This is a genomic window from Streptomyces sp. NPDC057939, from assembly GCF_042887545.1.
Taxonomy (GTDB): Bacteria; Actinomycetota; Actinomycetes; order Streptomycetales; family Streptomycetaceae; genus Streptomyces.
The window spans coordinates 1-24,612 of the sequence record NZ_JBHVPG010000082.1 but is presented as its reverse complement, the minus strand read 5'-3'; the positions used below and the strand labels follow the sequence as shown (position 1 = coordinate 24,612).

Genomic DNA, 24,612 nt, shown 5'->3' with positions numbered 1-24,612 from the left:
GTCCGGGGCGGAGCCCCGGGAGCCTGCACCATGACCCGGCTCCACGATCCGGTCCCCTCCCACCAATCCGGCCCGCCAATCCAGCCCCGCCACACCGTCCGACCCCGCCGCACCCTCCAGCCTCGCCGGCGATTGAGGCGCGGGGTCCGGGGCGGAGACCCGGGGGGCCTGCACCGTGTCACGGCCGCACAATCCGACCCCGCCGCCCGATCCAGCCTCGCCGGCGTTTGAGGCGCGGGGTTCGGGGCGGGGCCCCGGGGTTCCGGCGGGCCGGGGGCGGGTAGCGGGCGGTCGGGGATCCCGGTTGACCCCCGGCCAGGGGATACGCTCGGGGGGTGGCCTCACCCCGGGAACCCGTGACGCGCGCCGGCGTGCGCGGCGGCCGTACCGCCGTCCCGCAGGGCCCCGGCATGCCGGCCGGAGCCGGCTCGAAGTCCCGGACCTGGGCCCCCGGAGCCCCGTTGGACCTCGGGCTCGTCCTCGGCCCGCTGCGCCGCGGCCCCGCCGACCCCACCTTCCGCACCACCCCCGACGGCTCCGTCTGGCGGGCGACCCGGACCCCCGACGGCCCCGCCACCCTCCGGGTGGCCCTTCGCGGGGAGACGGTGGAAGCCGAGGCGTGGGGTCCGGGCGCCGACCGGGTGCTGGCGGGGCTGCCCGAACTGCTCGGCGCCGGTGACGACCCGGCCGCGTTCGTGCCCCGCCACCGGCTCCTGCACGCCAGTCATCGCCGTCGCCCGGGGCTGCGCCTGACCCGTACCGGGCTGGTCCTGGAGTCGCTGGTGCCGACGGTGCTGGAGCAGAAGGTCACCTCCGACGAGGCGTACCGCGCCTGGCGCCGGCTCGTGCGGCAGCACGGGGAGCCCGCCCCGGGGCCGCTCGACATGTACGTGATGCCCGACGCCCGCACCTGGGCGCTGATCCCGTCCTGGGACTGGCACCGGGCAGGGGTCGACGCCAAGCGGTCGGCGACCATCGTGCGGGCCGCCCGGGTGGCCGCCCGGCTGGAGGAGGCCGCCGCGATGGAGCTGCCGGAGGCGGTGCGGCGGCTGGAGGCCGTGCCCGGCATCGGCCCGTGGACCTCCGCGGAGACGCTCCAGCGCAGCAACGGCGCCCCCGACGCGGTGACCACGGGCGACCTGCACCTGCCGGGGATCGTCGGCTACGCCCTGACCGGCGACCGGGACGCCGACGACGCGGTCATGCTGGAGCTCCTCGCCCCGTACGCGGGCCAGCGGCACCGCGCGGCCCGTCTGATCCTGCTGGCGGGCCGCACCCCGCCGCGCCGGACCCCTCGCATGCCGCGCGGGGACATCGGCCTGATCTAGCGGACCTCGACGAAGGCCTCCACGGGGCGGGCCGGGCGGTCGCGGGGCGGTTCGGCGGCGTGGCCCACGGCCACCGCCCCCATCGGGTCCCAGTGCTCGGGCAGGCCGAGCACCTTGCGGACGACGTCCCGGCAGAACATCGTCGAGGACACCCAGGCGGAGCCGAGCCGTTCCCCGGCCAGCGCGACGAGGAAGTTCTGCACGCCGGCGCCCATGGCGACGACGAACATCTCCCGCTCGGCCGCGTCCCGCCGGGCGTGCCCGTAGTCGTGGGCGCCGTCGGTGACCATGCAGGGGATCACGAGGTACGGCGCGGCCCGCAGGACGTCGCCGCGCCGGATCCGGCGGGCGATGGACTCCTCCGACCTGCCGTCGCGCCGCAGGTCCTCGATCCAGGCGTCGCGCATCGCGTCGAGGAGTTCCAGGCGGGCGCCCGCCGATTCCAGGAGCACGAACCGCCAGGGCGTCGTGTGGTGCGGGGCCGGGGCGGTGAGGGCGGCGGCCACGGCCCGCCGGACCGCGCCGGGGTCCACGGGCTCGTCGGTGAAGGCCCGTACGGTGCGCCGCTGGGTGACGGCCTCCCGTACGGCTTCGGAGGTCCCCAGCCGGAACATGTCGTCGGCCGGGGCGCGGACGAGGTCCCGGGCGGTGGGGCCGTCGCCGAGCACGTGGCCCAGGCCGCGGACGACGGCGACGGGAAGTCCGGCGGCCTTGCCCTTGACGAGGTCACCGGCGGCGGCGAGTTCGTCGGCGGTGGCCACGACGGTCGCGCCGAGCGGGTTGCCGTGGGCGTCGGTGCCGCCGCGCAGGTCGTCCAGGACCCGTACGCCGGCCGCGCCGATGGCGACGTCGGTCAGCCCGGTGCGCCAGGGTCGCCCGAACGTGTCGGTGACGATGACGCCGACGTCCACGGACAGGGCCGCGCGCAGTCCCTCGCGGATCGCGGCGGCGGAGCGGTCGGGGTCCTCCGGCAGCAGCAGGACGGTGCCGGGGGCGGTGTTGGAGGCGTCGACGCCGGCGGCGGCCATGACGAGGCCCTGCCGGTTCTCGACGACGCGCAGGGTGCCGCGGCGGGCGACGACCCGGACGGTTTCGGCGTCGATGGCCTCCTCGCGGGAGGAGGCCCGGGTGATGCGGCCCTCCGCCTTGGAGACGATCTTCGAGGTGACGAGGAGGACGTCGCCGTCGCGCAGGCCCGGGTACGCGGCCGCGATCAGTTCCGCGAGGTCGTCGCCGGGCCGGACCTCGGGGATCCCGGGGACGGCGACGACCTCGTACGAGGGAACGGTCACCGGGAGGACTCCGCCAGTTCGAGGGCGGCCCGGGCCATGGCGGCGGTCGCTTCGAGGTCGGTCATCATCAGCGGGACGGCGCGGCAGGTGATGCCGGCGGCCTCGACCTCGGCGACGGCCTGCGCGTCGGCGGTGTCGACGAGCCAGCCGTCGAGCAGCGCGGTGCCGTAGTGCAGGGCGACGGCCGCGGCGGTGGACTCGACGCCGACGGCGGCGAGGACCTTGTCGGCCATTCCGCGCACGGGGGCGCCCCCGACGATGGGGGAGAGGCCGATGACGGGGGCGTCCGCGGCGGCCACGGCCTCGTGGATGCCGGGTACGGCGAGGATGGTGCCGACGGAGACGACCGGGTTGGACGGCGGGAAGAGGATGACGTCGGCGGCGGCGATGGCCTCCAGGACGCCGGGCGCGGGCTTGGCCCGTTCGGCGCCGACGGGTACGACGGCCTCGGCGTCGAGCGAGGCGCGCAGCCGGACCCAGTACTCCTGGAAGTGGATGACGCGGCGTTCGCCGGTTTCCGGGTCGGTGACGGCCACGTGGGTCTCGACGCGGTCGTCGGACATGGGCAGTAGCCGGACGCCGGGCTGCCAGCGGTCGCAGAGGGCCTCGGTGACGGCGCTGAGCGGGTAGCCGGCGTCGAGCATCTGCGTGCGGACGATGTGGGTGGCGAAGTCGCGGTCGCCGAGGCCGAACCAGTCGGGTCCGACGCCGTAGGCGGCGAGTTCCTCCTTGACGGTGAAGGACTCGTCGGTGCGGCCCCAGCCCTGGTCCTCGTTGATGCCACCGCCGAGGGTGTACATCACCGTGTCCAGATCGGGGCACACCTTCAGCCCGAACAGGTGAATGTCGTCACCGGTGTTGCCGATGACGGTGATGTCCGCGTCGGGGACCGCGACCTTGAGGCCGCGCAGGAAACGGGCGCCGCCGATGCCGCCGGCCAGAACAACAATGCGCATGCCCGGCAGTCTGTCAGGCGGTGACCTGCTCCTGGTGGGCCGGGGAGCAGCTGTGCATCGGCATCTCGGTCAGGCCGGGGAAGTAGACGTGCAGGCTGACCGCTCCTTCGAGGGTGTCGTTGACGACCTCGTGGGCGTAGCCGGGGGCGAAGACGCGCTGGGATCCGGGGCCGAGGGCGAGCGGGCCGCGGGCGCTGTGTTCGGTGAGTTCGCCGTCGAGGACGGTCAGGACGCCGGAGGAGCCGCCGTGGCCGTGGAGGCCGCTGCCCTGGCCGGGTACCCAGCTGAGCAGCCAGACCTCGTAGCCGGGGCCGGTGCGCAGGCGGTGGTACCAGCGGGTGGTGGCGTCGTACTGGACCAGGTGTTCCCAGCCGGCGCGGTCGGCGGCGATGGAGCGGGCGAGGCCGACGAACTCGGCGATGGTGGCCGGGTGCTCGCGGGCGGGCTGGAGGAGGTGCTGGACGGCGAGGATGTCGCCGGCGATCTGGAGGTCGCTCTCGACGGGGGCCGGGGTGGTGGGGACCACGGCGGTGGGGGCGACGGTGGTGGGTGCGGCTGCGCTGTTCATCGTGGGGGGTTCCTCGACGGATGTCAGTCGTGCGGGGCGGTTGCTGTGGGGGAGCCGGTGCTCAACGGGAGCCGGAGCTCCGGGGGCATCAACAGCTGCAACAGCAACAGCGAACCTGGGCAGCGCGCAGGAACCCACGAATGGGGGTCCGGGTGGCGGCTGCGGGCGCTGACATGAAGACAAGGAGAACGGGGGAAGGGTCGGACTGTCAACCCAATGTCCGTTTTAAGGGAAAAGTTTCACCTCATCCGGTTACCGTGCGCGGAGAAAGGTTTGTGCAGTCCGTACCAGGGGATGTGCCGCTCCATACCGCCGAAACCGCCCTCAAACCCGCCGCCTCGACTCGTGACCGGAATGTGATCCGCGCCGCATGTTCGGCCGAATCGCAACCCCTCCTTCGGAGTGACGCGTCGATCAAGGGGCAAGAGCGCAACATCGTGGTGCCCGTGGCTTGTGTCACGATTTTTGGCGATATGAACACTTTCTGCATAGGCTTGGTTCCGCAGAGTGAATAAGGGGCCCAATAGCAGATCCCGGCTTGACTGGGCAGGAGCCACACACTTGTAATTTCACTCGTGTCGTTACGTAGCTATCAGTGACGGCAACACCACGGGGACGCACAGAAGAGCGAGGGGCGCACATGACCGAGCTGTTTCAGGAACTGCTGGTCGAGGAGGCGGACGAGGAGCTCGGATGGCAGGAGCGCGCTCTGTGCGCCCAGACCGACCCCGAGTCCTTCTTTCCCGAGAAGGGCGGCTCCACCCGCGAGGCCAAGAAGGTCTGCCTCGCCTGCGAGGTCCGCTCCGAATGTCTTGAGTACGCCCTCGCCAACGACGAGCGATTCGGCATCTGGGGCGGCCTCTCGGAACGCGAGCGGCGCCGCCTGAAAAAGGCAGCGGTCTGAACCCCCCGGAGCACGGCCGGCCGGGCACCCGCAGCGCCACCGACTCCATACCGAACCGCACCACCCGCAGGACTTCAGCAGAGCAAACGGTCCGCCTCCCGCACCTTCCCCGCAGGAGGCGGACCGTCGTCTTTCCAGCCGTTAGTGTGGGGCGCTGTCCAGCAGCCTCCGAGGGCACACCACCCCCGGATCCCCGGCCGGAGGGCCCGTACCGCGATGTCCCTGCACAGCAACTCGACGGCCTCCCACCGGACAGCCGCCACCCCCGAGTTCCCCCGGCACGTCGTCACCGCGGTCCTCGTCGCCCACGACGGAGCCCGCTGGCTGCCCCAGACCCTCGCCGGCCTCCTCGCCCAGGAACGCCCCGCGCAGAACCACGTCGCCGCCGACACCGGAAGCGCCGACGAATCCGCCCGGCTGCTCACCGAGGCCCTCGGCCGCGACCGCGTCCTGCACCTCGCCCGCCGCACCGGCTTCGGCGCCGCGGTCGACGAAGCGGCCCGCACCGCGGGCGTCCTGACGCCCGAGGACCTTCCCTACCTCAAGCGCCCCAGCGGCTGGGACCCCGTCAGCCGCACCTGGCGCGACGACGCCTACGACCTCCCCGAACACCCCCACGGCGAACCCGTCCAGTGGCTCTGGCTGCTCCACGACGACAGCGCGCCCGAACCCGACGCCCTGACCGAACTCCTGCGCGTCGCCGACGACAACCCCGAGGCCGCCGTCATCGGCCCCAAACTGCGCGGCTGGTACGACGGGAAGCAACTCCTCGAAGCGGGCGTCACCATCGCCCGCAGCGGACGCCGCTGGACCGGCCTCGACCGCCGGGAACAGGACCAGGGCCAGCACGACCAGGTCCGTCCCGTCCTCTCCGTCTCCACCGCCGGCATGCTCGTGCGCCGCGACGCGTACGACGCCCTCGGCGGCTTCGACCGGCGACTGCCCCTCATGCGCGACGACGTCGACCTCTGCTGGCGCGCCCACAGCGCCGGCTTCGACGTCCTCGTCGCCCCCGACGCCATCCTGCGCCATGCCGAGGCCGCCGCCCGCGAACGCCGCACCGTCGACTGCGCCGGCCGCTCCGCCGTCGGCGCCCACCGCGTCGACAAGGCCGGCGCCGTCTACACCGTGCTGGCCAACGCCTCCGGCCGCGCCCTGCCCTACGTCCTGCTCCGCCTCCTCGTCGGCACCCTCCTGCGGACCCTCGGCTACCTCGTCGGCAAGGCCCCCGGCCAGGCCGTCGACGAGATCACCGGGCTGCTCGCCACCCTGCTCCGGCCCGGCCGCGTCCTCGCCGCCCGCAAGGCCCGCCGCAAGCCCGCCGTCCCCGCCGCCGAACTGCGCGCCCTGTTCCCGCCCCCCGGCGCCACCCTGCGCGCCAATGCCGAACAGTTCGTCGGGTACCTCGGCTCCGACCGCGACACCGACCGGCCGACCGCCGGCCGCCACGGCGGAGCCACGGAGTCCGGGCCCGGCTCCGACGACGCCGACCACCTGGAACCGGCCCCCGCGGGCCGACTCCGGCGGATGGCCCGCAACCCGGCCCCCGTGCTCTTCGCCCTGCTCCTGTTCGTCTCCCTCGTCGCCTGCCGCGCCCTGCTCGGCGGCGGATCCCTCAGCGGCGGCGCCCTGCTCCCCGCCCCCGGCAGCGGCCTCGACCTGTGGCGCGGCTACACCGACGACTGGCAGCCCGCCGGCATCGGCACCACCGCCGTCGCCCCGCCCTACCTCGCCGTCCTCGGGGCCCTCTCCGTCCTGCTGTTCGACTCCACCCGGGCCGCGCTGACCCTGCTCCTCGTCTGCTCGGTCCCGCTCGCCGGACTCACCGCCTACTTCGCGTCCCGGCCGCTCGTCGAATCCCGACTCCTGCGCGCCTGGGCCGCCGTCGCCTACGCCTTCCTCCCCGCCGTCACCGGAGCCCTCGCCGGCGGCCGCCTCGGCACCGCCGTCCTCGCCGTCCTGCTCCCGCTCATCGCCCGCTCCGCCGTCGCCGCGGCGGGCTTCACGGACGGCCCCGAGGGCACCGGCCCGCAGGGCGGCCGGCGCGCGCTGTGGACCTACACCCTGCTGCTGACCCTGGCCACCGCCTTCACCCCCGTCGTATGGCCGCTCGCCGCGGTCCTCGGGGCCGTCACACTGCTGGTGCGCCGCGCCCGCCGCACGAAGTACGCCCTGCGGCTCCTCGTCACCCTCGTCGTACCGCTCCTCGTCCTCGCCCCCTGGTCGCCGGGCCTGCTCACGCACCCCGGTCGCTTCCTCGACGAGGCCGGACTGCCCCACACGGGCGGCCCCGCCGGGCCCCTCGACCTCCTCGGTGCCGGCCCCGGCGGGCCCGGCACCGGCACCGCCCTGCTGTTCGTCGGCGCCGTCCTGGCCGCCCTCGCCGCCCTGCTGCGCGCCGACCGCCGGTTCGCCGTCGCCACCGCCTGGACCGTCGCCCTCGCCGGGCTGCTGTTGGCCGTGCTCCTGAACCGCGGCGGCTGGGCCGGCCCCGGCACCCTCCTGTACGGACTCGGCATCCTCGCCGCCGCGGCCGTCGGCGCCGACGGCGCCCGTGAACGGGTCGCCGCCCGCAGCTTCGGCTGGCGCCAGCCCCTCGCCGTGCTCGTCGCGCTCGCCGCCGCCGCCGGACCGCTGTGCGCCGCCGCCGTGTGGGGCGCGGCCGGCGCCGACGGACCGCTCCGGCGCCGCGACCCCGTGCAGGTCCCCGCCGTCGTCGCGGAGCAGTCCGCCGACAGCAACCGCACTCGCACCCTGGTCCTCGGCGGCGACTCGCCCGCCACCGTCTCCTACACCCTGGTCCGGGGCTCCGGCGCCCGCCTGGGCGACGCCGAGCTCCTCGCCGCCGCGGGCGGCGAACCCCGCCTCGCCAAGGCCGTCGCCGGCCTGGTCTCCGGCTCCGGCGCCAACCACTCCGAGCAACTCGGCGCCTTCGCCGTCCGCTACGTGATGATCCCGGCCGGCGGCCCCGACCGGATGCGCCGCGTCCTCGACGGCACCCCCGGCCTCAAGCAGCGCCACCAGGAGGACGGCACCGCCCTCTGGGAGGTCCAGCGGCTGCCCGCCCGCGTCACCGTCCTCGACGGCAAGGAGGGCCGGGCCCCGATCGCCGTCGACGCCGGCCCCGTCGAGGCCCACGCCAAGATCCCGGCCGGCGAGGAGGGCCGCACCCTGCGCATCGCCGACCGGGCCGACCCGGGCTGGCGGGCCACCCTCGACGGGAAGCCCCTCACCCCCACCACCCTCGACGGCTGGGCCCAGGGCTTCGAACTGCCCCGCGACGGCGGCCGCCTCGACCTCGTCCACGAGGACTCCCTCACCCGCGACGCCTGGCACTGGGCGCAGGGCCTGCTCGCCCTCGTCCTGCTCGTCATGGCCCTCCCGGGCCGCAGCGCCCGCCTCGACGACGACCTCCCCGACGAGGACGCCATGGCGGGTGCGCCCGTCGCCTCCGGCCCGGCCGAGGCCGGCGAGGGCCGCCGCGCCCGCCGGCTGCGCGCCGGGGCCGCGCCCGCCCGGGAACCGGCGCCGGCCGAAGCGGTCGCCGACCCGTACGCGCAGATCCCGGCGCAGCCGGTGTACGGGGAGGAGGCGTACGCCTACGACGCGCCCTACCCGTACGACCAGCAGCAACAGCAACAGCCCGAGCCGTACCAGGAGTACGCCGAGCCGTACCAGCAGCCCCAGCAGCAGCCCCCGTTCCCGCAGCAACAGCAACAGCAGCCCCACCCGTACGAGTACGACCAGCGGTACGACACCTACGGACAGCACGAGCCGCGTCCGGACGGGAGCCCCCAGCAGTGAAGCAGCGCGCCCTCCTGACGCCGGCGGCGGTGACGCTGGCACTGGCCACCATCACCGGACTGGCCTTCCTGACCGCCCCCGCCTCGGCCCCGGCCACCGCGGCCCGGCAGGAGGCCGCCTCCCGCATGCCGGTCGAGCGGTCCCTGTTGGTGTGCCCCCCGCCCAGTTCCTCGGACATCGCCGAGACCACGTACACCTCCCTCACCCCGGGCAAGGCCGGTGGACACGGCTCGGCCCGGCTGCTGACCAAGGACGGCAAGGCCGTCCTGGAGCCGAAGGAGCCCGGCAAGCCCGTCGGAGCGACCGCTTCCGGCGCCGAGGCCCCCGCGCTGACGGGAGTCGCCGAGGGGGTCCTGGCACCCGGCTGGACCGCCCAGCAGACCACCAAGGTCTCCGTCGGCCAGGCCCGCGGCCTGCTCGGCGTCACCTGCACCGCGCCCGGCACCGACTTCTGGTTCCCCGGCGTCAGCACCGCCAAGGGCCGCCAGGACTACGTCCACCTCACCAACCCGGACGACACCGTCGCCGAGGTCGACATCAAGCTGTACGGCCCCGAAGGGCTGGTGAAGGGCAAGCCGGGGACGGCCGACACCGTCATCGCCGTCGAACCCCGCTCGACCGTGAAGGTCCTGCTGTCCTCACTCGCGCAGGAGGCCCATCTGGCCGCCGTCACCGCCCACGTGACGACCAGTTCGGGCCGGGTCGGCGCCTCCGCGCAGGTCGCCGAGGACGGCGTCGGCGCCGACTGGCTCCCCGCCTCCGCCGGCCCCGCGGGCAGCCTCGTCCTGCCGGGCATCCCGGCGGACGCCACCTCCGTCCGTCTCGTCGCCTTCGCCCCCGGCGAGGAGGACGCCGACCTCGACGTGAGGTTGGCCGGGCCGACCGGCCCGATCAGCCCCGCGGGCAACGAACGGCTGCACCTCAAGGCCGGCATGACGGCGAGCGTCGACCTGGGCGACGTCACGCGCGGCGAGGCAGGCTCGCTCCTGCTCACCCCGACGGACCCGAAGAAGGCCGTACCGGTGGTCGCGGCCCTGCGCGTGGTCCGCGGCACCGGGACGAAGCAGGAGCTCGGCTTCATCCCGGCCGGCGCCCCCGTCGGCGCGCGGGCGACCGTCGCGGACAACCGGTCCGACTCCAACGACAGGGCGACCGCGCCCGCCCTCACCGCCGTCGGCGCCGACGCGAAGGTCCGCATGACGGCCTCGCCGGGAACCGAGGGCGGCACCCAGGAGGTCCGGGAGTTCACCGTCAAGGCGGGCACCACCCTCGCCGTGACCCCGCCGCCCGTCCCGTCGGGCGGCAAGGGCTCCTACGCCCTGACCATCGAGACCCTCTCCGGCGGGCCGGTCCACGCGGCCCGCACCCTGAGCCTGCCCCACGAGGGGATCCCGATGTTCACCGTGCAGACCTTCTCCGACGACCAGTCCACGGTCTCGGTCCCGAAGGCCGTCGAGGACCCGTCGATCCTGGTCCGCTGAGCGTCCGCTGAGCGTCCGCCGGGCGTCCGCCGACCCCACCGGGCGTCCGCCCGGTGCGGGCTCAGTCCTGCCCGTACCGAGGGTCCACCGTCTCCGGCGAGAGCCCCAGCAGCTCCGCCACCTGCTCCACCACGATCTCGTGCACCAGCAGCGCCCGCTCGTCCCGCGACTTGGCCCGGATCTCCACGGGACGCCGGAACACCACGATCCGCGCCGGCCGCCCGTCGCGGGCCTCGATCAGGCCGCCCAGCGGCACCGCCTCGTCGTTCCAACCGCTCTCCGGTCCACCCGGCGGCCCGGGCACGTCCGCGACGACGAACTCCACCTCGTCCAGCTGCGGCCAGCGCCGCTCCAGCCGCTCCACCGAATCCCGTACGTGATCACCGAACAACTCCGCCCGACTCGCCGCCAGCGGCACCTGGGGCGGCGCCAACGGCCCGCGCATCCCCCGTCCGTGCCGGTCGCGGCGCCGCGGACCCGGCGCGTGCGGGGTCTCGTCGGAAGGGGTCGGGCGGGGAGGAAGGGCGCTGTCCGTCACCCCCGCAGCGTAGCCCTCGCCCCGCCGCCCGGCAGGGCTTCGATCCGGCCACGACCGGGTGTCGCGCAGGCGTCGCGACCCCGTCGATACGGCCGGGATCGGGCACCCCCGAGGACGTGAAGGCCCTTGATTCCGGGGCCCGGTGAGCACGACACGGGTGAGTGACCAGCGGGAGAGTCGTCGCGGCCCGGTCAAGAGTGCGGTACCGTCCAACGTCGTGAGCCTTGTACGTCGCTGTTCGCGCACTGCGTGCGGCCGCCCTGCCGTCGCCACACTGACGTACGTCTACGCCGACTCGACCGCAGTTCTCGGCCCGCTCGCCACCTACGCCGAACCCCACTGTTACGACCTGTGCGCCGAGCACTCGGAGCGCCTGACCGCCCCGCGCGGCTGGGACGTCGTGCGCCTTTCGGACGGTTCCGGCCCGTCCCGCCCCAGCGGGGACGACCTCGAAGCACTGGCCAACGCCGTCCGTGAGGCCGCCCGCCCGCCGGAGCGCACGGCCGAGGCCGGCGGCACCGGTGGTTCCCGCCCCCAGGCACCCGGCGAGACCCGCCGCGGACACCTGCGCGTGCTGCGTTCCCCCGACTCCTGACGCACGGCTCGTCCGAACAGCGGTTCTCCCCCACAAGGTAGGTTTGCTCCACCGCACAGAACCTTCAGGAGGGCAGGCAGTGGCCGCAGATCTTTCGAACATCGTCAAGGCTTACGACGTACGTGGCGTCGTACCGGACGAGTGGGACGAGCCCCTGGCCGAACTGTTCGGTGCCGCCTTCATCGAGGTCACCGGCGCGAAGGCGATCGTCATCGGCCACGACATGCGCCCCTCCTCGCCCGGCCTGTCCGCCGCCTTCGCCCGCGGCGCGGCCGCCCGCGGCGTCGACGTCACCCTGATCGGTCTGTGCTCCACCGACCAGCTGTACTACGCCTCCGGCAAGCTGGACCTGCCCGGTGCCATGTTCACGGCCTCGCACAACCCGGCCCAGTACAACGGCATCAAGCTCTGCCGCGCCGGCGCGGCGCCCGTGGGCCAGGACACCGGCCTCGCCACCATCCGCGAGCTCGCCGAGAAGTGGACCGACGAGGGCGCCCCCGCGATCCCCGCCGGCACCGTCGCGGGCACCGTCGGCGAGCTCGACAGCCTCCCCGGCTACGCCGACCACCTCAAGGGCCTGGTCGACCTCACCGCCATCCGCCCGCTCAAGGTCGTCGTCGACGCGGGCAACGGCATGGGCGGCCACACCGTCCCCACCGTCTTCGAGGGCCTCCCGCTGGACCTCGTCCCGATGTACTTCGAGCTGGACGGGACCTTCCCGAACCACGAGGCCAACCCCCTCGACCCGAAGAACATCGTCGACCTGCAGGCCCGCGTGATCGCCGAGGGCGCCGACCTCGGCCTCGCCTTCGACGGCGACGCCGACCGCTGCTTCGTCGTCGACGAGCGCGGCGAGGGCGTCTCCCCCTCCGCGATCACCGCCCTGGTCGCGGCCCGCGAGCTGGCCCGCAACGGCGGCGAGGGCACGATCATCCACAACCTGATCACCTCGTGGTCCGTGCCGGAGGTCGTGCGCGAGAAGGGCGGCACCCCCGTCCGCACCCGCGTCGGCCACTCCTTCATCAAGGCCGAGATGGCCGCCTCCGGCGCCATCTTCGGCGGCGAGCACTCCGCGCACTACTACTTCAAGGACTTCTGGAACGCGGACACCGGCATGCTCGCCGCGCTCCACGTCCTGGCGGCCCTCGGCGGCCAGGAGGGCACCCTCTCCGAGCTCGTCGCCGAATACGACCGCTACGTCGGCTCCGGCGAGATCAACTCGACCGTCGCCGACCAGGCCGGCCGCACCGCCGCCGTCAAGGCCGTCTACGCCGCTCAGGAGGACGTCACCTTCGACGAGCTGGACGGCCTCACGGTCTCCGCCGCCGACTGGTGGTTCAACCTGCGCCCCTCGAACACCGAGCCGCTGCTGCGCCTCAACGTCGAGGCCCGCGACGAGGCCTCCCTGGCCAAGATCCGCGACGAGGTCCTCGCGCTCGTCCGCGCCTGACCGCACGACCCTCCGGCCCCGGCCCCGTCCCAGGGGCCCGGGGCCGGAGGACGGCCCGACCGGAGCACCCCTCAGGGCCGCGCCGCGAGTAACTCGGCGGTACGCTGACCTCGCCCGATCCGCATCCCGAAGGGAACCGCCCCATGCCGCTCGAAGCCGGCCTCCTGGAGATCCTCGCCTGCCCCGCCTGCCACGCGCCCCTCGAGGACAAGTCGGCCGACGAGACGGCACCCGAGCTGATCTGCACCGGCCAGGACTGCGGCCTCGCGTACCCGGTCCGCGACGGCATCCCGGTCCTCCTCGTCGACGAGGCCCGCCGCCCCGCCTGAGCCGGACCCCGATCCCGCACCCCCCCCGCGCAGACCGCAGACGCTGAGACCGGTTCCGCCACCCCGGACCCGTCAACACCGCCGGAGGCCGCCATGCTCGACGAGTCACTCCTCGACGCACCGGACGATCTCGCCCGTGCCGACCGCCGCGGCCTGCTCCGCGGCGCAGCCGACGCCGGCGCCAGAGTCCGTACCGCCGTGCGGCACGCGACCGAGGCGGGCCTCGCAGACCTGCGGCCCGACGGCCGCCCCCGCGCGGTGCTCATCGCGGGCCCCGGCACCGCCGCCACCGGCGTCGCCGACCTCCTCGGCGCCCTCGCCGGAGCCTCGGCCCCCGTCATCCGGCTCCACCCGACCGGCGTCGCGCACGCCTCCGGGGCCCTGCGCTGGGCGCTCCCCGGCTGGGCCGGTCCCGTGGACCTGCTGCTGATCGTCACCACCGACGGCACCGAGCCCGGCCTCGCCGTCCTCGCCGAGCAGGCCTACCGGCGCGGCAGCAGCGTCGTCGCCGTCGCCCCCGAACGCTCCCCGCTCGGCGAGGCCGTCGACGGCGCGCACGGGGTCCTCGTACCGATGGCCAAGGCCCCGTACCAGGAGTACGACGAGTCCGCCGCGGCCGGCCCCGGCGCCCTCTGGGCGCTGCTGACCCCGCTGCTCGTCCTCCTCGACAAGCTCGGCCTGATCGCCGCCGCCCCCGACTCCCTCCAACGGGTCGCCGACCGGCTGGACCGCACCGCCGAACGCTGCGGGCCCGCCATCGTCACCTACTCCAACCCGGCCAAGACCCTCGCCACCGAGCTCGCCGACTCCCTCCCGCTCATCTGGAGCGAGGGAGTGGCCGCGGGCCCCGCCGGCCGCCGCTTCGCCGCCGTCCTCGCCGAGCTCGCCGGGCGGCCCGCCATCGCCGCCGAACTCCCCGAGGCCCTGCCGGCCCACGGAGTGCTGCTCTCCGGGTCCTTCGCCGCGGGCGCCGACCCCGACGACTTCTTCCGTGACCGCGTCGAGGAGCCCCGGACCCTCCGCGCCCGCATCGTCCTGCTGCGCGACCGGCCCACCGGCGGACTCACCGCCGCACCGGCCGCGCGCGAGCTCGCCCTCAGCCACGACACGGCCATCAGCGAGCTCGAACCGGAGGAGGGCGGGGAACTGGAACAGCTCGCCGAACTCCTCGCCGTCACGGACTTCGCCACCGCCTACCTGGCGCTGACGAGCCGGGGCCACGGCTGAGGCACGGACCCGTGCCCGCCCACACTTCAGATCCAGGAAGACGACGATGGACCGCCTGACGAACACGATCCGCCCCTACGCCTGGGGATCCACCACCGCCATCCCCACCCTCCTGGGGGTCGAGCCCACCGGTGAACCGCAGGCCGAGATGTGGATGGGCGCCCACCCCGGCGCCCCCTCCCGTCTGGAGCGCGAGGCGGGCGGCACCACCCTCGCGGACGTCATCGCGGCCGACCCCGAGGGCGAACTGGGCGCCGCGACCGTCGCCAAGTTCGGCCCCCGCCTGCCCTTCCTGCTGAAGATCCTCGCCGCGGGCGCCCCCCTCTCCGTCCAGGTCCACCCCGACCTCGCCCAGGCCAAGGAGGGCTTCGCGGACGAGGAGCGCCGCGGCGTCCCCATCGACGCGGGCCACCGCAACTACAAGGACGCCAACCACAAGCCCGAACTGATCTGCGCGCTCACCCCCTTCGACGGCCTGTGCGGCTTCCGCCCGCCGCTGGAGGCCGCCGCGCTGCTCGAAGGCCTCGGCGTCGACTCGCTCAAGCCGTACGCCGACCTGCTGCGCGCCCACCCCGAGGAGGCCGCGCTGCGCGAGGTCCTCACCGCCGTGCTGACCGCGGACCGCGCCGAGATGGCCCGTACGGTCACCGAGGCCGCGGCCGCCGCCGAACGCCTCGCGGGCCCGTACGCCCCGTACGCGGGTCTCGTGCACGAGTTCCCCGGCGACCCGGGGGTGATCGCGGCCATGCTGCTCAACCACGTGCGGCTCCAGCCCGGCGAGGCCATGTTCCTGGGCGCGGGCATCCCGCACGCCTACATCGACGGCCTCGGCGTCGAGCTCATGGCCAACTCGGACAACGTGCTGCGCTGCGGGCTGACCCCCAAGCACGTGGACGTCCCCGAACTGCTCAAGGTCGTCATCTTCGAGCCGAGCACCCCGGGCGTCATGCGCCCCGAGGCCGACGGCGAGGAGGTCTACGAGACCCCCATCGACGAGTTCCGGCTCTCCCGCTTCCTGCTGGCACCCGGCGGCGCCCCCCAGCAGCTGCCCGATGCCACCCCGCAGATCCTGCTCTGCACGGCGGGCACCCCCAAGGCGGGCGAACTGACCCTCGCGCCGGGGGAGTCCGTCTTCGTCCCGGCAGGCGAAAAGGTCGAACTGTCCGGATCGGGCACCGTCTTCCGTGCCACCGTGGTGATCTGACGTAGCGTCGCCACCACGATCGCCTGACACAATGTGCCGCCGTAGTCAGTGGCTAGGAAGGGACATCCAGCACCCATGAGCGCGTCGGGCGGTACCAGGGCGATCGTGGCGGCACTCGCCGCCAACCTCGCCATCGCCGTAGCCAAATTCGTGGCATTCCTCTTCAGCGGCTCCTCGTCGATGCTCGCGGAGAGCGTCCACTCGCTGGCCGACTCCGGCAACCAGGGACTGCTGCTCCTCGGCGGCAAGAAGGCCCAGCGCGAGGCGACTCCCCAACACCCCTTCGGGTACGGGCGCGAGCGCTACATCTACGCCTTCCTCGTCTCCATCGTGCTCTTCACCGTCGGTGGCATGTTCGCCATCTACGAGGGCATCGAGAAGATCAACCACCCGCACGCGATCGAGGCCTGGTACTGGCCCGTCGGCGTCCTCGTCTTCGCGATCATCGCGGAGTCCTTCTCCTTCCGCACCGCGATCAAGGAGTCGAACGAGGTCCGCGGCAAGCAGACCTGGAGCCAGTTCATCAAGCGGGCCAAGGCCCCCGAACTGCCCGTTGTCCTGCTGGAGGACCTCGGCGCGCTCATCGGCCTGGTGCTGGCACTCGGCGGCGTCGGCATCGCCCTCGCCACCGGCAACGGCGTGTGGGACGGCATCGGCACCCTGTGCATCGGCATCCTGCTGATCGTCATCGCCATCGTGCTGGCCGCCGAGACCAAGTCGCTGCTGCTCGGTGAGGCCGCCGGCGTCGACGAGGTCGAGAAGATCAAGGCCGCCATCGTCGACGGCGACGTCGTCACCCGCATCATCCACATGCGCACCCTGCACCTCGGCCCCGAGGAACTGCTGGTCGCCGCGAAGATCGCCGTCGAGCACGACGACACCGCGACGGAGGTGGCCAAGGCCATCAACGCCGCCGAGGCCCGCATCCGCGAGGCCGTGCCGATCGCCCGCGTGATCTACCTGGAGCCGGACATCTTCGACCCGGCCGCCGCGACCACCGGGGACAAGTGACCCGGAGCGCACCGCACGCACACGAGGGCCCCCGCAGCCGACCGGCCGCGGGGGCCCTCGTACGTCCGGACCCGCCGGGCTACGACCGCGCGTCCGCGCGCTCCCCGGAGTCCGCCGGCGGGGCGGCGGGCGCCGGGACCTCCACGGCCACGTCGGTCGGGGCCTGCGCGGCCACCCGCACCGGAACCACCACGTGCCGCGGGGCCCGCTCGCGCGCCCGCCGCGCCACGACGGCCGCCGCGACGCCGCACAGGAACAGCAGGCCGCCCGCCGCCCGCCCCCACCCGATCAGCATCGCCCTCGGGTACGGCACGACCCTGGAGACGACCTTGCTCTCCGGGACCGGGCCGTTGTTCGCGAACTGAGATCCGTCCGAGTTCAGCCGGTTGTCGGCCATCAGGAAGACGTGCCCCTCGGGCACGGTCACGTCGAACGCCACCGTGGACGGGTTCTGCCACGGCTCCAGGTACGGCTCGTCCAACGGCTTGCCGTTCAGCACCAGCCGGTACTCGGTGGTCTTGCCGCCCGTCCGGTACTGGACGCGGTCCCCTCCGAGCGCCACGACCCGGTTCATCTGCGTCTTGCGCGTGGACCACGGCACGGACGCGAGCACGACGTCACCCCGCCGCAGCTTCCCCCTGGCGACCGGCTCCAGGTGGATGCCGTCCCCGTCGGTCCAGGTCGGCGTCATGGTCCAGCCGACGTGCTTGCCCTCCGTGTACCGCGCGGGCGGAGCCACGGCCGCCGCCACCGACACCCCCACGAGGACGACCGCCCCGAGCACGAGCAGGACGATCGCCGCGATCCCGATTCCGCGTCCGCGTCCAGGTTTGTGTTCCATTGCGCCCCTCCGATGGACCGGATCGCATCGTAGGTCGACGGGCACCACACCGACGCCGTCGGGCCCCCCACCGGAGCGGTGGGGGGCCCGACGATCGCGGTCGCGCGCGGCGGCTATCGGATCTCGCGCAGCACCTCCAGGACGGCCGGCCCGTCCGGCGCCCCCTGGAGCCGGTCCCGGAAGGCGGAGTCCATCAACTTGCGCGACAGCAGCGCCAGGATCCGCAGGTGCTCGTCACCGGCGGCGGCCTCGGGCACCGAGATCATGAAGACCAGCCGGGCCTTCGTCCCGTCCAGCGCGCCCCACTCGATCCCCTCGTCGGACCGGGCGAAGCCGACCGTGGGCCGCGTCACGGCGTCCGTCTTGGCGTGCGGGATCGCGATCGACTCACCGAGCCCCGTCGTCCCCTGCGCCTCGCGAGCCAGGGCGACCCGTACGAGCTCCTCCACGTCCCGGACGTTGCCGGTGGTGGCCAGCATCTCCGCCATTTCCCGGATCGCGGCCTCCTTGGAGTCCGAGACGAGTTCCGTCCTGATCGTCCGCTCCGTCAGGTAGCCGGACAGCACCTCCTGCGGCTCCGCCGCGACCGCGGCGGGCGCGGGCTTCGTCAGCACTGCGGTCCCCCCGGTCCCGACGGGCCCCGCCGCGGCCGGAACCGGACCCGGCGCGACGTCCACCACCGCGCCCGCACCGGCCGGCACGGGCAGCGCCGACGCGGGCGCGGCCGTGCCGGCGGCGCGGCGCTCCTTGATCTCGATCAGCGCGTTCGTCGTCAGCGCGGTCACCACCGTGCCCGCCGCGATGGCGACGAGGAACCAAACCACCCCGCTGATCGCGCCCAGCGCGGCCACGATCGGACCGCCGTGCGGGACGTGGTCACCGACGCCCGCGACGCCCGCGATGGCACCCGCCACCGCGCCGCCGAGCATGTTCGACGGGATGACGATGGCCGGCCGGGCCGCCGCGAAGGGGATCGCGCCCTCCGAGATGCCGAACACGCCCATGAAGAGGGCCGCCATGCCGGTGTCGCGTTCCTGCTCGGAGTAGAGCTTGCGGCGCAGCACCGTCGCCAGGCCCTGGCCGAGCGGCATGACCGGGATGGCCGCCGCGCACATGCCCATGACCGCGTAGTTGCCCGACGCGATGAGTCCCGTACCGAAGAGGAAGGCCGTCTTGTTGACCGGACCTCCCATGTCGAAGGCGATCATCAGGCCGAGGAGGGCGCCGAGCAGGATCGCGCTGGTGCCGGTCATGCCGGACAGCCAGCTCGTCAGGCTCTCGAAGACCCAGGAGATCGGCTTGCCGACGACGTAGATGAAGAACAGGCCCAGCGCCGTCGTCGCGACGATCGGGATCACGATGATCGGCATGATCGGCTGGACGACCTTCGGGACCTTGACCTTCTTGATCCACAGGACCAGATAGCCGGCCAGGAAACCCGTCACGATCGCGCCGATGAACCCCGCGCCCGACTTGGAGTCGTAGAGGGCGCCGGTGTTCGCGATGAACCCGCCGATCATGCCGGGCACCAGCGCCGGCCGGTCGCCGATGGCGTACGCGATGTAGCCGGACAGGATCGGGATCATCAGGGTGAAGCCGAGGACGCCGATCTGGAAGACGTGGTCCCAGAAGGTGCCGGGGGTGACCACGTACCCCTCGGCCGTGGCGTGACCGCCCAGCGCGAGGGCGATCGCGATCAGCAGACCGCCGACCACCACGAACGGGATCATGTATGAGACGCCGTTCATCAGCGCCTTGTAGGCGAGGCTGCGCTCCTTGCCCCCGCCCGCGCCTGCCGCCGCCGCGGCCGTGCCCTCCTGGACCGGCGCGTGCTGCACCCGCTCGATCAGTTCCTTCGGCTTGTGGACGCCGTCCGCGACGCCCGTCGACAGCACGCGCTTGCCGGCGAAGCGCTCCCGGTCGACCTCCTTGTCGGCGGCGATGATGATCCCGTCCGCCTCTCTGACATCGTTGTCAGAGAGGACGTTCTCGGCACCGATCGAGCCCTGGGTCTCCACCTTGATGTCCACGCCCAGCTCGGCCGCGGCCTGCTGGAGCTTCTCGGCGGCCATGTAGGTGTGCGCGATGCCCGTGGGGCACGCCGTGACGGCGAGCAGCTTCAGGCGCTTGTGCCCGCTTGCTCCTCCGTCACCGGAACGGCCGGCTGGACTGGTCACTGGAATCTCCTTCACGCCGTGGTCCAACGAGATCGCGCTTGCGCCCCGATCCCTTGGCATCCTCTCCCACATAAGAGGCGGATCAAAAGTCCGAAAGGCCCCGAACCGTTCCGCCGGAGGTCCCCGAAACGGCGGCGACTTGTTTCCCGGCCGACTGGGGCGCGCTGCGCCGATCGGTGTAGATTCGTCATCAGTGTCAGGCGTCGCTGCTGATGGCGGTCGGGCGGTCCCCGTGACCGGCCGAGGGGAGAGAGGGCCCCCGACGGACTGTGCTCGGTGCCCCGCCCTGCCCAGGCAAGGACGGCGCGCGGCTCAGCCGTACCCACCCTCTCGAACCATGAGGAGCAGCACCCATGGACTTCAAGGTCGCAGACCTTTCCCTTGCCGCTTTCGGCCGCAAGGAGATCACCCTGGCCGAGCACGAGATGCCGGGTCTGATGTCGATCCGCCGCGAGTACGCCGAGGCGCAGCCGCTGGCCGGCGCCCGCGTCACGGGCTCCCTGCACATGACCGTGCAGACGGCCGTGCTCATCGAGACCCTCGTCGCCCTCGGCGCCGACGTCCGCTGGGCCTCCTGCAACATCTTCTCCACCCAGGACCACGCGGCCGCCGCCATCGCGGTCGGCCCGAACGGCACCCCGGAGGACCCGCAGGGCGTCCCCGTCTTCGCCTGGAAGGGCGAGACGCTGGAGGAGTACTGGTGGTGCACGGAGCAGGCGCTGACCTGGCCGAACACCCCCACCGGCGGCCCGAACATGATCCTCGACGACGGTGGTGACGCCACCCTCCTCGTCCACAAGGGCGTCGAGTTCGAGAAGGCCGGAGCCGTCCCGGACCCGTCCACGGCCGACTCCGAGGAGTACGCCCACATCCTCGCGGTGCTGACCCGCACCCTCGGCGAGACCCCGCAGAAGTGGACGCAGCTCGCGTCCGAGGTCCGCGGCGTCACCGAGGAGACCACCACCGGTGTCCACCGCCTGTACGAGATGATGTCCGAGGGCACGCTGCTGTTCCCGGCGATCAACGTGAACGACGCCGTCACCAAGTCGAAGTTCGACAACAAGTACGGCTGCCGCCACTCCCTGATCGACGGCATCAACCGCGCCACCGACGTCCTCATCGGCGGCAAGGTCGCGGTCGTCTTCGGCTACGGCGACGTCGGCAAGGGCTGTGCCGAGTCCCTGCGTGGCCAGGGCGCCCGCGTGATCATCACCGAGATCGACCCCATCTGCGCCCTGCAGGCGGCGATGGACGGCTACCAGGTCGCGACCCTCGACGACGTCGTCGAGACCGCCGACATCTTCATCACCACGACCGGCAACAAGGACATCATCATGGCCGCCGACATGGCCAAGATGAAGCACCAGGCCATCGTCGGCAACATCGGCCACTTCGACAACGAGATCGACATGGCCGGCCTGGCCAAGGTCGACGGCATCGTCAAGGACGAGGTCAAGCCGCAGGTCCACACCTGGACGTTCCCCGACGGCAAGGTCCTCATCGTCCTGTCCGAGGGCCGCCTCCTCAACCTCGGCAACGCGACCGGCCACCCGTCGTTCGTCATGTCGAACTCCTTCGCGGACCAGACCCTGGCCCAGATCGAGCTCTTCACCAAGCCGTCCGAGTACCCGACCGACGTCTACGTGCTGCCCAAGCACCTCGACGAGAAGGTCGCCCGCCTCCACCTCGACGCGCTCGGCGTCCGCCTCACCACCCTGCGCCCCGAGCAGGCCGCCTACATCGGCGTCAAGGTCGACGGCCCGTACAAGCCGGACCACTACCGCTACTGATCCTGATCACCCGTTGATCAGCAGAGGCTGAAGCAGGCCCCCGGCACCCGTGCCGGGGGCCTGCCCCGTCTCCCGACAGTCCCCCGAACCCCTCGCAGAAAGCGCGTCGATGCCCCGCGGCCGGTATTCGCTCCACGACCCGCACGACCACGCCCCCCTCGGCGAGGAGCACTTCCACTGCGCGCCGGGCCCGTCCGGCTGGCGCTACGTCGCCCAACTGACCTTCCCCGACGGCGAACACCGCGGCTCCGTCGACCTGGCCGTCGACGAACTCGGCCGCCCCATCCGGCTGGAACTCAACGCGGCGGGCTGGCAGCTGCGCGGCGCGGCCATCGACGGGGTCACCTGGGTCCGCACGGACCCCACCGGCGCCGAGGCCACGGAGGGCAACGTCAACGCCCCCGGGTTCACCGGCACATCACCGGCCTTCCTCATCGCCACGGCCCGCCTGCTGCGCCTGGCCCCCGGCGACCCGGCCACCCGCGTCCGGCTCGTCGCCCTCACCGACCCGGTCCTCGCGGCCCGCACCGTCGACCAGGCGTGGGCCCTGCTCCGCCGCGAGGAGCACGCCACGGACAGCGTTCCGCTGCTGGTGGACGAGTACCGCGTGACCGCCCTGGACACGGGCGAGGTGCACACCGTCCACATCGCGGGCGACGTCGTCCTCTCGGCACCCGGCATCGAGCTCGAACACCTGGAGACCCCGCCCTCCACCTTCGCGGACGCGTAGCCGAACCCGCTCAGGCGGGCGGCGCGAACCCGCTCCGCGGCGCGACCGCCTCCGCGGGCACGACAGGAGCGACGGGCGCGGCCGGAGCCGCCGGAACCACGGGCGCGGCCGGAGCGGCGTACGGGTACGGAGCCACCGGCGCGACGGGCGGCACCATCGGCGGCGCGGCTTGCGCCGCCCGGGCCGCCTGCGCCGCTGCCCCGAAGGCCCGGGCCGCGTCCCGCGACTGCCGCTCGTGCACCACCGCCATCAGGAACGCGGCGGCCGGCACCCCGGCCGGCGGCGGCGTCCCGGTCCTGGCCACCACGTCGTCCGCGAGCCGCGCCGCCAACGCGGCACCCATCTGCGGATCCAGCTGGTTCATCCGCGTCAGGTACTGCCGCACCGCCAGCCACAGCCCCTCCGGCACCGCCGACAGGTCCAGCGCGGTGAACCGCCCGGCCAGCCACGGCGGCGGCGGGGGCACCGGCATCACCGGGGTCCCCGGCACCCGCTCCCGGATCACCAGGGTTCCCGCGAACACGTCGCCGAGCCGCCGCCCCCGCTCCGACACCAGCGAGGCGATGCAGGCCACCACCCCCATGGTCATCAGCAGTTCCACGACCCCCATGGCGCCGCGCACCAGCGCGTGCCGGAACCGGATCGGCCCGCCGTCCTCGCGGACCACCCGCAGTCCGCACGCCAGCTTCCCCAGCGACCTCCCGCGGGTCAGCGTCTCCACCGCGATCGGTATGCCGACCAGCACCAACAGGAAACCGGCCACCGCCACGGCGGCCTGGAGGGCATCGTCCAGGTCGTACGTCGCGACGGTCAGACCGATCGAGACGAAGGCGTACCCGGAGAGGTACACGAGCAGGTCCAACAGGATCGCGAGGGCCCGGCTCGGCAGCCTTGCGGGCCGCAGCCCCAGAACGACCGCGTCCCCCGTCACCAGATCGCTCACGAGCCCACCTTTCACCGACCTGACCCGCCCCTGTGGCACCCAGTCTGCCAAGCTGACCACAGGAGTAGTAAGCCGAATCGGGTGGCCTGGGGCAGGGGAGCGGTAACCGGATGGATCTCGACGTCTTCGTGGTGGCCCACCAGGCGGAGTGGGCCCGCCTGGAGCAGCTGCTCGGCCGCGGCCGACGGCTCACCGGAGCGGAGGCCGACGAACTCGTCTCGCTCTACCAGCGCACCTCCACCCACCTCTCCCTGGTGCAGTCGAGCGCACCCGACCCGATGCTGACGGCCCGCCTCACCCAGCTCGTCGCCCGCGCCCGCTCCACGGTGACCGGTACCCGACGTGCGAGCTGGCGCGACGCGGCCCGCTTCTTCACCGAGGGTTTCCCGGCGGCCGTCTACCGGAGCCGCCGCTGGTGGATACCCACCGCCCTCCTCTCCACGGCGCTGGGCGTGCTGATCGGCTGGTGGATCGCCACCCACCCCGAGGTCCAGGGAGTCATCGCGGCCCCGACCGAGATCAAGCAGCTCACCGAGCCCGGCGGCAAGTACGAGACGTACTACTCCAGCCACCCGGCGGCCTCGTTCGCCGCCCAGGTCTGGACGAACAACGCCCAGGCCGCCGCGATCTGCCTGGTGTTCGGGGCGTTCCTCGGGATCCCGGTGCTGTGGATCCTCTTCCTGAACATGGCCAACCTCGGCGTCGGTCTCGGCCTGATGAGCTCGGCCGGCCGCCTCGATGTCTTCCTCGGCCTGATCCTCCCGCACGGCCTGCTCGAACTGACGGCCGTCTTCGTCGCCGCGGGCACCGGCCTGAAACTGGGCTGGACCGTCATCGACCCGGGCCCCCGAACCCGTCGCACCGCCCTCGCGGAACAGGGCCGCGCCGCCCTCGGCATGGCCATCGGCCTGGCCCTGGTCCTCTTCGTCTCCGGCCTGATCGAAGGCTTCGTCACCCCCTCGGGCCTCCCCACCTGGGCCCGCATCACCATCGGCATCGCCGCCGAGGTCGCCTTCCTCGTCTACGTCTACGTCCTGGGCGGCCGAGCCGCCCGCGCCGGCGAGACCGGCGACGTGGAGGAAGCCGACCGGACGGCAACCCTGCCCACCGCCGCCTGATGTGCGCCGGCCCCTGCCGAGCTGCTAGTCTCCTCGTCGTCCCGCAAACCCCGTTGACACGGCAGACGCGGGGAGGTAGATTCGAACGGTTGCCTCGAACTGGACAAGTTCGGCAGTGATGGTTTAAAGTCTCATCTCGCCCCCCAGGAATTGAATTCCAAGTGGGCACACTCGTCTCTTCATTCAGTCTTCCAAGCCGGGGAAATCCGGTGGAAACATTCTGATAGAGTCGGAATCGCCGGAAAGGAAAAGCGCGAAAGCGCAGGACCTGGAAAGCACCGAGGAAATCGGGCCCGAGAGAGTCTGATAGAGTCGGAAACGCAAGA

20 protein-coding genes are annotated in these 24,612 nt (G+C 73.2%); 13 read left to right on the top strand and 7 right to left on the bottom strand.

Annotated elements, in window-relative coordinates; genetic code table 11:
* Positions 1–410: 410 nt before the first annotated feature.
* On the top strand, positions 411–1,328 hold the full coding sequence (locus ACFVS6_RS40770; protein ID WP_389711602.1) for a DNA-3-methyladenine glycosylase family protein: 918 nt from the start codon (positions 411–413) through the stop codon (positions 1,326–1,328).
* Here ACFVS6_RS40770 and ACFVS6_RS40765 read toward each other — a convergent pair.
* Genes ACFVS6_RS40765 through ACFVS6_RS40755 form a run of 3 tightly spaced genes read right to left on the bottom strand, consistent with a single transcriptional unit; the run spans position 1,325 to position 4,144 of the window.
* A complete protein-coding gene (locus tag ACFVS6_RS40765; protein ID WP_389711601.1) occupies positions 1,325–2,620 on the bottom strand; it encodes a coenzyme F420-0:L-glutamate ligase in 1,296 nt (431 codons plus the stop codon). The two genes, ACFVS6_RS40770 and ACFVS6_RS40765, sit on opposite strands and share 4 nt — an antisense overlap.
* On the bottom strand, positions 2,617–3,576 hold the full coding sequence (cofD, locus tag ACFVS6_RS40760) for a 2-phospho-L-lactate transferase (RefSeq protein ID WP_389711600.1): 960 nt from the start codon (positions 3,574–3,576) through the stop codon (positions 2,617–2,619). Before cofD ends, ACFVS6_RS40765 begins: the two co-directional genes overlap by 4 nt.
* 13 nt (positions 3,577–3,589) lie before the next feature.
* On the bottom strand, positions 3,590–4,144 hold the full coding sequence (locus tag ACFVS6_RS40755) for a cysteine dioxygenase (RefSeq protein WP_389711599.1): 555 nt from the start codon (positions 4,142–4,144) through the stop codon (positions 3,590–3,592).
* Positions 4,145–4,784: 640 nt separating this feature from the next.
* Here ACFVS6_RS40755 and ACFVS6_RS40750 point away from each other — a divergent pair.
* The 3 genes from ACFVS6_RS40750 to ACFVS6_RS40740 all read left to right on the top strand — a co-directional run bounded on the left by ACFVS6_RS40750 (position 4,785) and on the right by ACFVS6_RS40740 (position 10,333).
* On the top strand, positions 4,785–5,048 hold the full coding sequence (locus ACFVS6_RS40750; RefSeq protein WP_003983763.1) for a WhiB family transcriptional regulator: 264 nt from the start codon (positions 4,785–4,787) through the stop codon (positions 5,046–5,048).
* A 216-nt stretch (positions 5,049–5,264) separates the two neighbouring features.
* Positions 5,265–8,852, top strand: a complete 3,588-nt coding sequence (locus tag ACFVS6_RS40745) for a glycosyltransferase family 2 protein (protein WP_389711598.1) — start codon at positions 5,265–5,267, stop codon at positions 8,850–8,852.
* On the top strand, positions 8,849–10,333 hold the full coding sequence (locus ACFVS6_RS40740) for a DUF5719 family protein (RefSeq protein WP_389711597.1): 1,485 nt from the start codon (positions 8,849–8,851) through the stop codon (positions 10,331–10,333). Before ACFVS6_RS40745 ends, ACFVS6_RS40740 begins: the two co-directional genes overlap by 4 nt.
* 61 nt (positions 10,334–10,394) lie before the next feature.
* On the opposite strand, the gene ACFVS6_RS40735 is transcribed toward ACFVS6_RS40740, so the two are convergent.
* Positions 10,395–10,871, bottom strand: coding sequence for a metallopeptidase family protein (locus tag ACFVS6_RS40735; protein WP_389711596.1), 477 nt, complete (start codon positions 10,869–10,871; stop codon positions 10,395–10,397).
* A gap of 157 nt (positions 10,872–11,028) precedes the next feature.
* Here ACFVS6_RS40735 and ACFVS6_RS40730 point away from each other — a divergent pair, with 157 nt between their 5' ends.
* The 6 genes from ACFVS6_RS40730 to ACFVS6_RS40705 all read left to right on the top strand — a co-directional run bounded on the left by ACFVS6_RS40730 (position 11,029) and on the right by ACFVS6_RS40705 (position 16,687).
* Positions 11,029–11,466, top strand: coding sequence for a DUF3499 domain-containing protein (locus tag ACFVS6_RS40730; protein WP_389711595.1), 438 nt, complete (start codon positions 11,029–11,031; stop codon positions 11,464–11,466).
* A gap of 79 nt (positions 11,467–11,545) precedes the next feature.
* Positions 11,546–12,916: a phosphomannomutase/phosphoglucomutase gene (locus tag ACFVS6_RS40725; protein WP_389711594.1), complete on the top strand. Its 1,371-nt coding sequence runs from the start codon at positions 11,546–11,548 to the stop codon at positions 12,914–12,916.
* A 143-nt stretch (positions 12,917–13,059) separates the two neighbouring features.
* Positions 13,060–13,245 (top strand): Trm112 family protein, encoded by a 186-nt coding sequence (locus tag ACFVS6_RS40720; RefSeq protein ID WP_272258431.1) that lies wholly within the window; start codon positions 13,060–13,062, stop codon positions 13,243–13,245.
* Between the two features lie 93 nt (positions 13,246–13,338).
* Positions 13,339–14,472, top strand: coding sequence for an SIS domain-containing protein (locus ACFVS6_RS40715; protein WP_389711593.1), 1,134 nt, complete (start codon positions 13,339–13,341; stop codon positions 14,470–14,472).
* A gap of 46 nt (positions 14,473–14,518) precedes the next feature.
* Positions 14,519–15,676, top strand: coding sequence for a mannose-6-phosphate isomerase, class I (manA, locus tag ACFVS6_RS40710; protein ID WP_389711592.1), 1,158 nt, complete (start codon positions 14,519–14,521; stop codon positions 15,674–15,676).
* Positions 15,677–15,751: 75 nt separating this feature from the next.
* Complete coding sequence (locus ACFVS6_RS40705) at positions 15,752–16,687, top strand: cation diffusion facilitator family transporter (RefSeq protein ID WP_389711591.1); 936 nt, start codon at positions 15,752–15,754, stop codon at positions 16,685–16,687.
* Between the two features lie 79 nt (positions 16,688–16,766).
* Here the strand turns inward: ACFVS6_RS40705 and lepB are convergent, their stop codons facing one another.
* A complete protein-coding gene (gene lepB, locus ACFVS6_RS40700; RefSeq protein WP_389711590.1) occupies positions 16,767–17,528 on the bottom strand; it encodes a signal peptidase I in 762 nt (253 codons plus the stop codon).
* 113 nt (positions 17,529–17,641) lie between these two features.
* Positions 17,642–19,705, bottom strand: a complete 2,064-nt coding sequence (locus ACFVS6_RS40695; protein WP_389711589.1) for a fructose-specific PTS transporter subunit EIIC — start codon at positions 19,703–19,705, stop codon at positions 17,642–17,644.
* Positions 19,706–20,058: 353 nt separating this feature from the next.
* On the opposite strand from ACFVS6_RS40695, the gene ahcY reads away from it, so the two are divergent.
* A complete protein-coding gene (gene ahcY, locus ACFVS6_RS40690; protein ID WP_389711588.1) occupies positions 20,059–21,495 on the top strand; it encodes an adenosylhomocysteinase in 1,437 nt (478 codons plus the stop codon).
* 109 nt (positions 21,496–21,604) lie between these two features.
* A complete protein-coding gene (locus ACFVS6_RS40685; RefSeq protein WP_389711587.1) occupies positions 21,605–22,225 on the top strand; it encodes a hypothetical protein in 621 nt (206 codons plus the stop codon).
* Positions 22,226–22,235: 10 nt separating this feature from the next.
* On the opposite strand, the gene ACFVS6_RS40680 is transcribed toward ACFVS6_RS40685, so the two are convergent.
* Complete coding sequence (locus ACFVS6_RS40680) at positions 22,236–23,168, bottom strand: RDD family protein (RefSeq protein ID WP_389711586.1); 933 nt, start codon at positions 23,166–23,168, stop codon at positions 22,236–22,238.
* A gap of 110 nt (positions 23,169–23,278) precedes the next feature.
* On the opposite strand from ACFVS6_RS40680, the gene ACFVS6_RS40675 reads away from it, so the two are divergent.
* Positions 23,279–24,286 (top strand): stage II sporulation protein M, encoded by a 1,008-nt coding sequence (locus tag ACFVS6_RS40675; protein ID WP_389711585.1) that lies wholly within the window; start codon positions 23,279–23,281, stop codon positions 24,284–24,286.
* Positions 24,287–24,612: the final 326 nt, after the last annotated feature.

What these genes read in the sequence shown, in the direction of transcription:
- ACFVS6_RS40675 (WP_389711585.1), top strand. Translation starts at nt 23,279, where the DNA reads ATGGATCTCGACGTCTTCGTGGTGGCCCACCAGGCGGAGTGGGCCCGC.
- cofD (WP_389711600.1), bottom strand. Translation starts at nt 3,576, where the DNA reads ATGCGCATTGTTGTTCTGGCCGGCGGCATCGGCGGCGCCCGTTTCCTG.
- ahcY (WP_389711588.1), top strand. Translation starts at nt 20,059, where the DNA reads ATGGACTTCAAGGTCGCAGACCTTTCCCTTGCCGCTTTCGGCCGCAAG.
- ACFVS6_RS40770 (WP_389711602.1), top strand. Translation starts at nt 411, where the DNA reads ATGCCGGCCGGAGCCGGCTCGAAGTCCCGGACCTGGGCCCCCGGAGCC.
- ACFVS6_RS40705 (WP_389711591.1), top strand. Translation starts at nt 15,752, where the DNA reads ATGAGCGCGTCGGGCGGTACCAGGGCGATCGTGGCGGCACTCGCCGCC.
- ACFVS6_RS40715 (WP_389711593.1), top strand. Translation starts at nt 13,339, where the DNA reads ATGCTCGACGAGTCACTCCTCGACGCACCGGACGATCTCGCCCGTGCC.
- ACFVS6_RS40750 (WP_003983763.1), top strand. Translation starts at nt 4,785, where the DNA reads ATGACCGAGCTGTTTCAGGAACTGCTGGTCGAGGAGGCGGACGAGGAG.
- manA (WP_389711592.1), top strand. Translation starts at nt 14,519, where the DNA reads ATGGACCGCCTGACGAACACGATCCGCCCCTACGCCTGGGGATCCACC.
- ACFVS6_RS40720 (WP_272258431.1), top strand. Translation starts at nt 13,060, where the DNA reads ATGCCGCTCGAAGCCGGCCTCCTGGAGATCCTCGCCTGCCCCGCCTGC.
- ACFVS6_RS40755 (WP_389711599.1), bottom strand. Translation starts at nt 4,144, where the DNA reads ATGAACAGCGCAGCCGCACCCACCACCGTCGCCCCCACCGCCGTGGTC.
- ACFVS6_RS40685 (WP_389711587.1), top strand. Translation starts at nt 21,605, where the DNA reads ATGCCCCGCGGCCGGTATTCGCTCCACGACCCGCACGACCACGCCCCC.
- ACFVS6_RS40745 (WP_389711598.1), top strand. Translation starts at nt 5,265, where the DNA reads ATGTCCCTGCACAGCAACTCGACGGCCTCCCACCGGACAGCCGCCACC.
- lepB (WP_389711590.1), bottom strand. Translation starts at nt 17,528, where the DNA reads ATGGAACACAAACCTGGACGCGGACGCGGAATCGGGATCGCGGCGATC.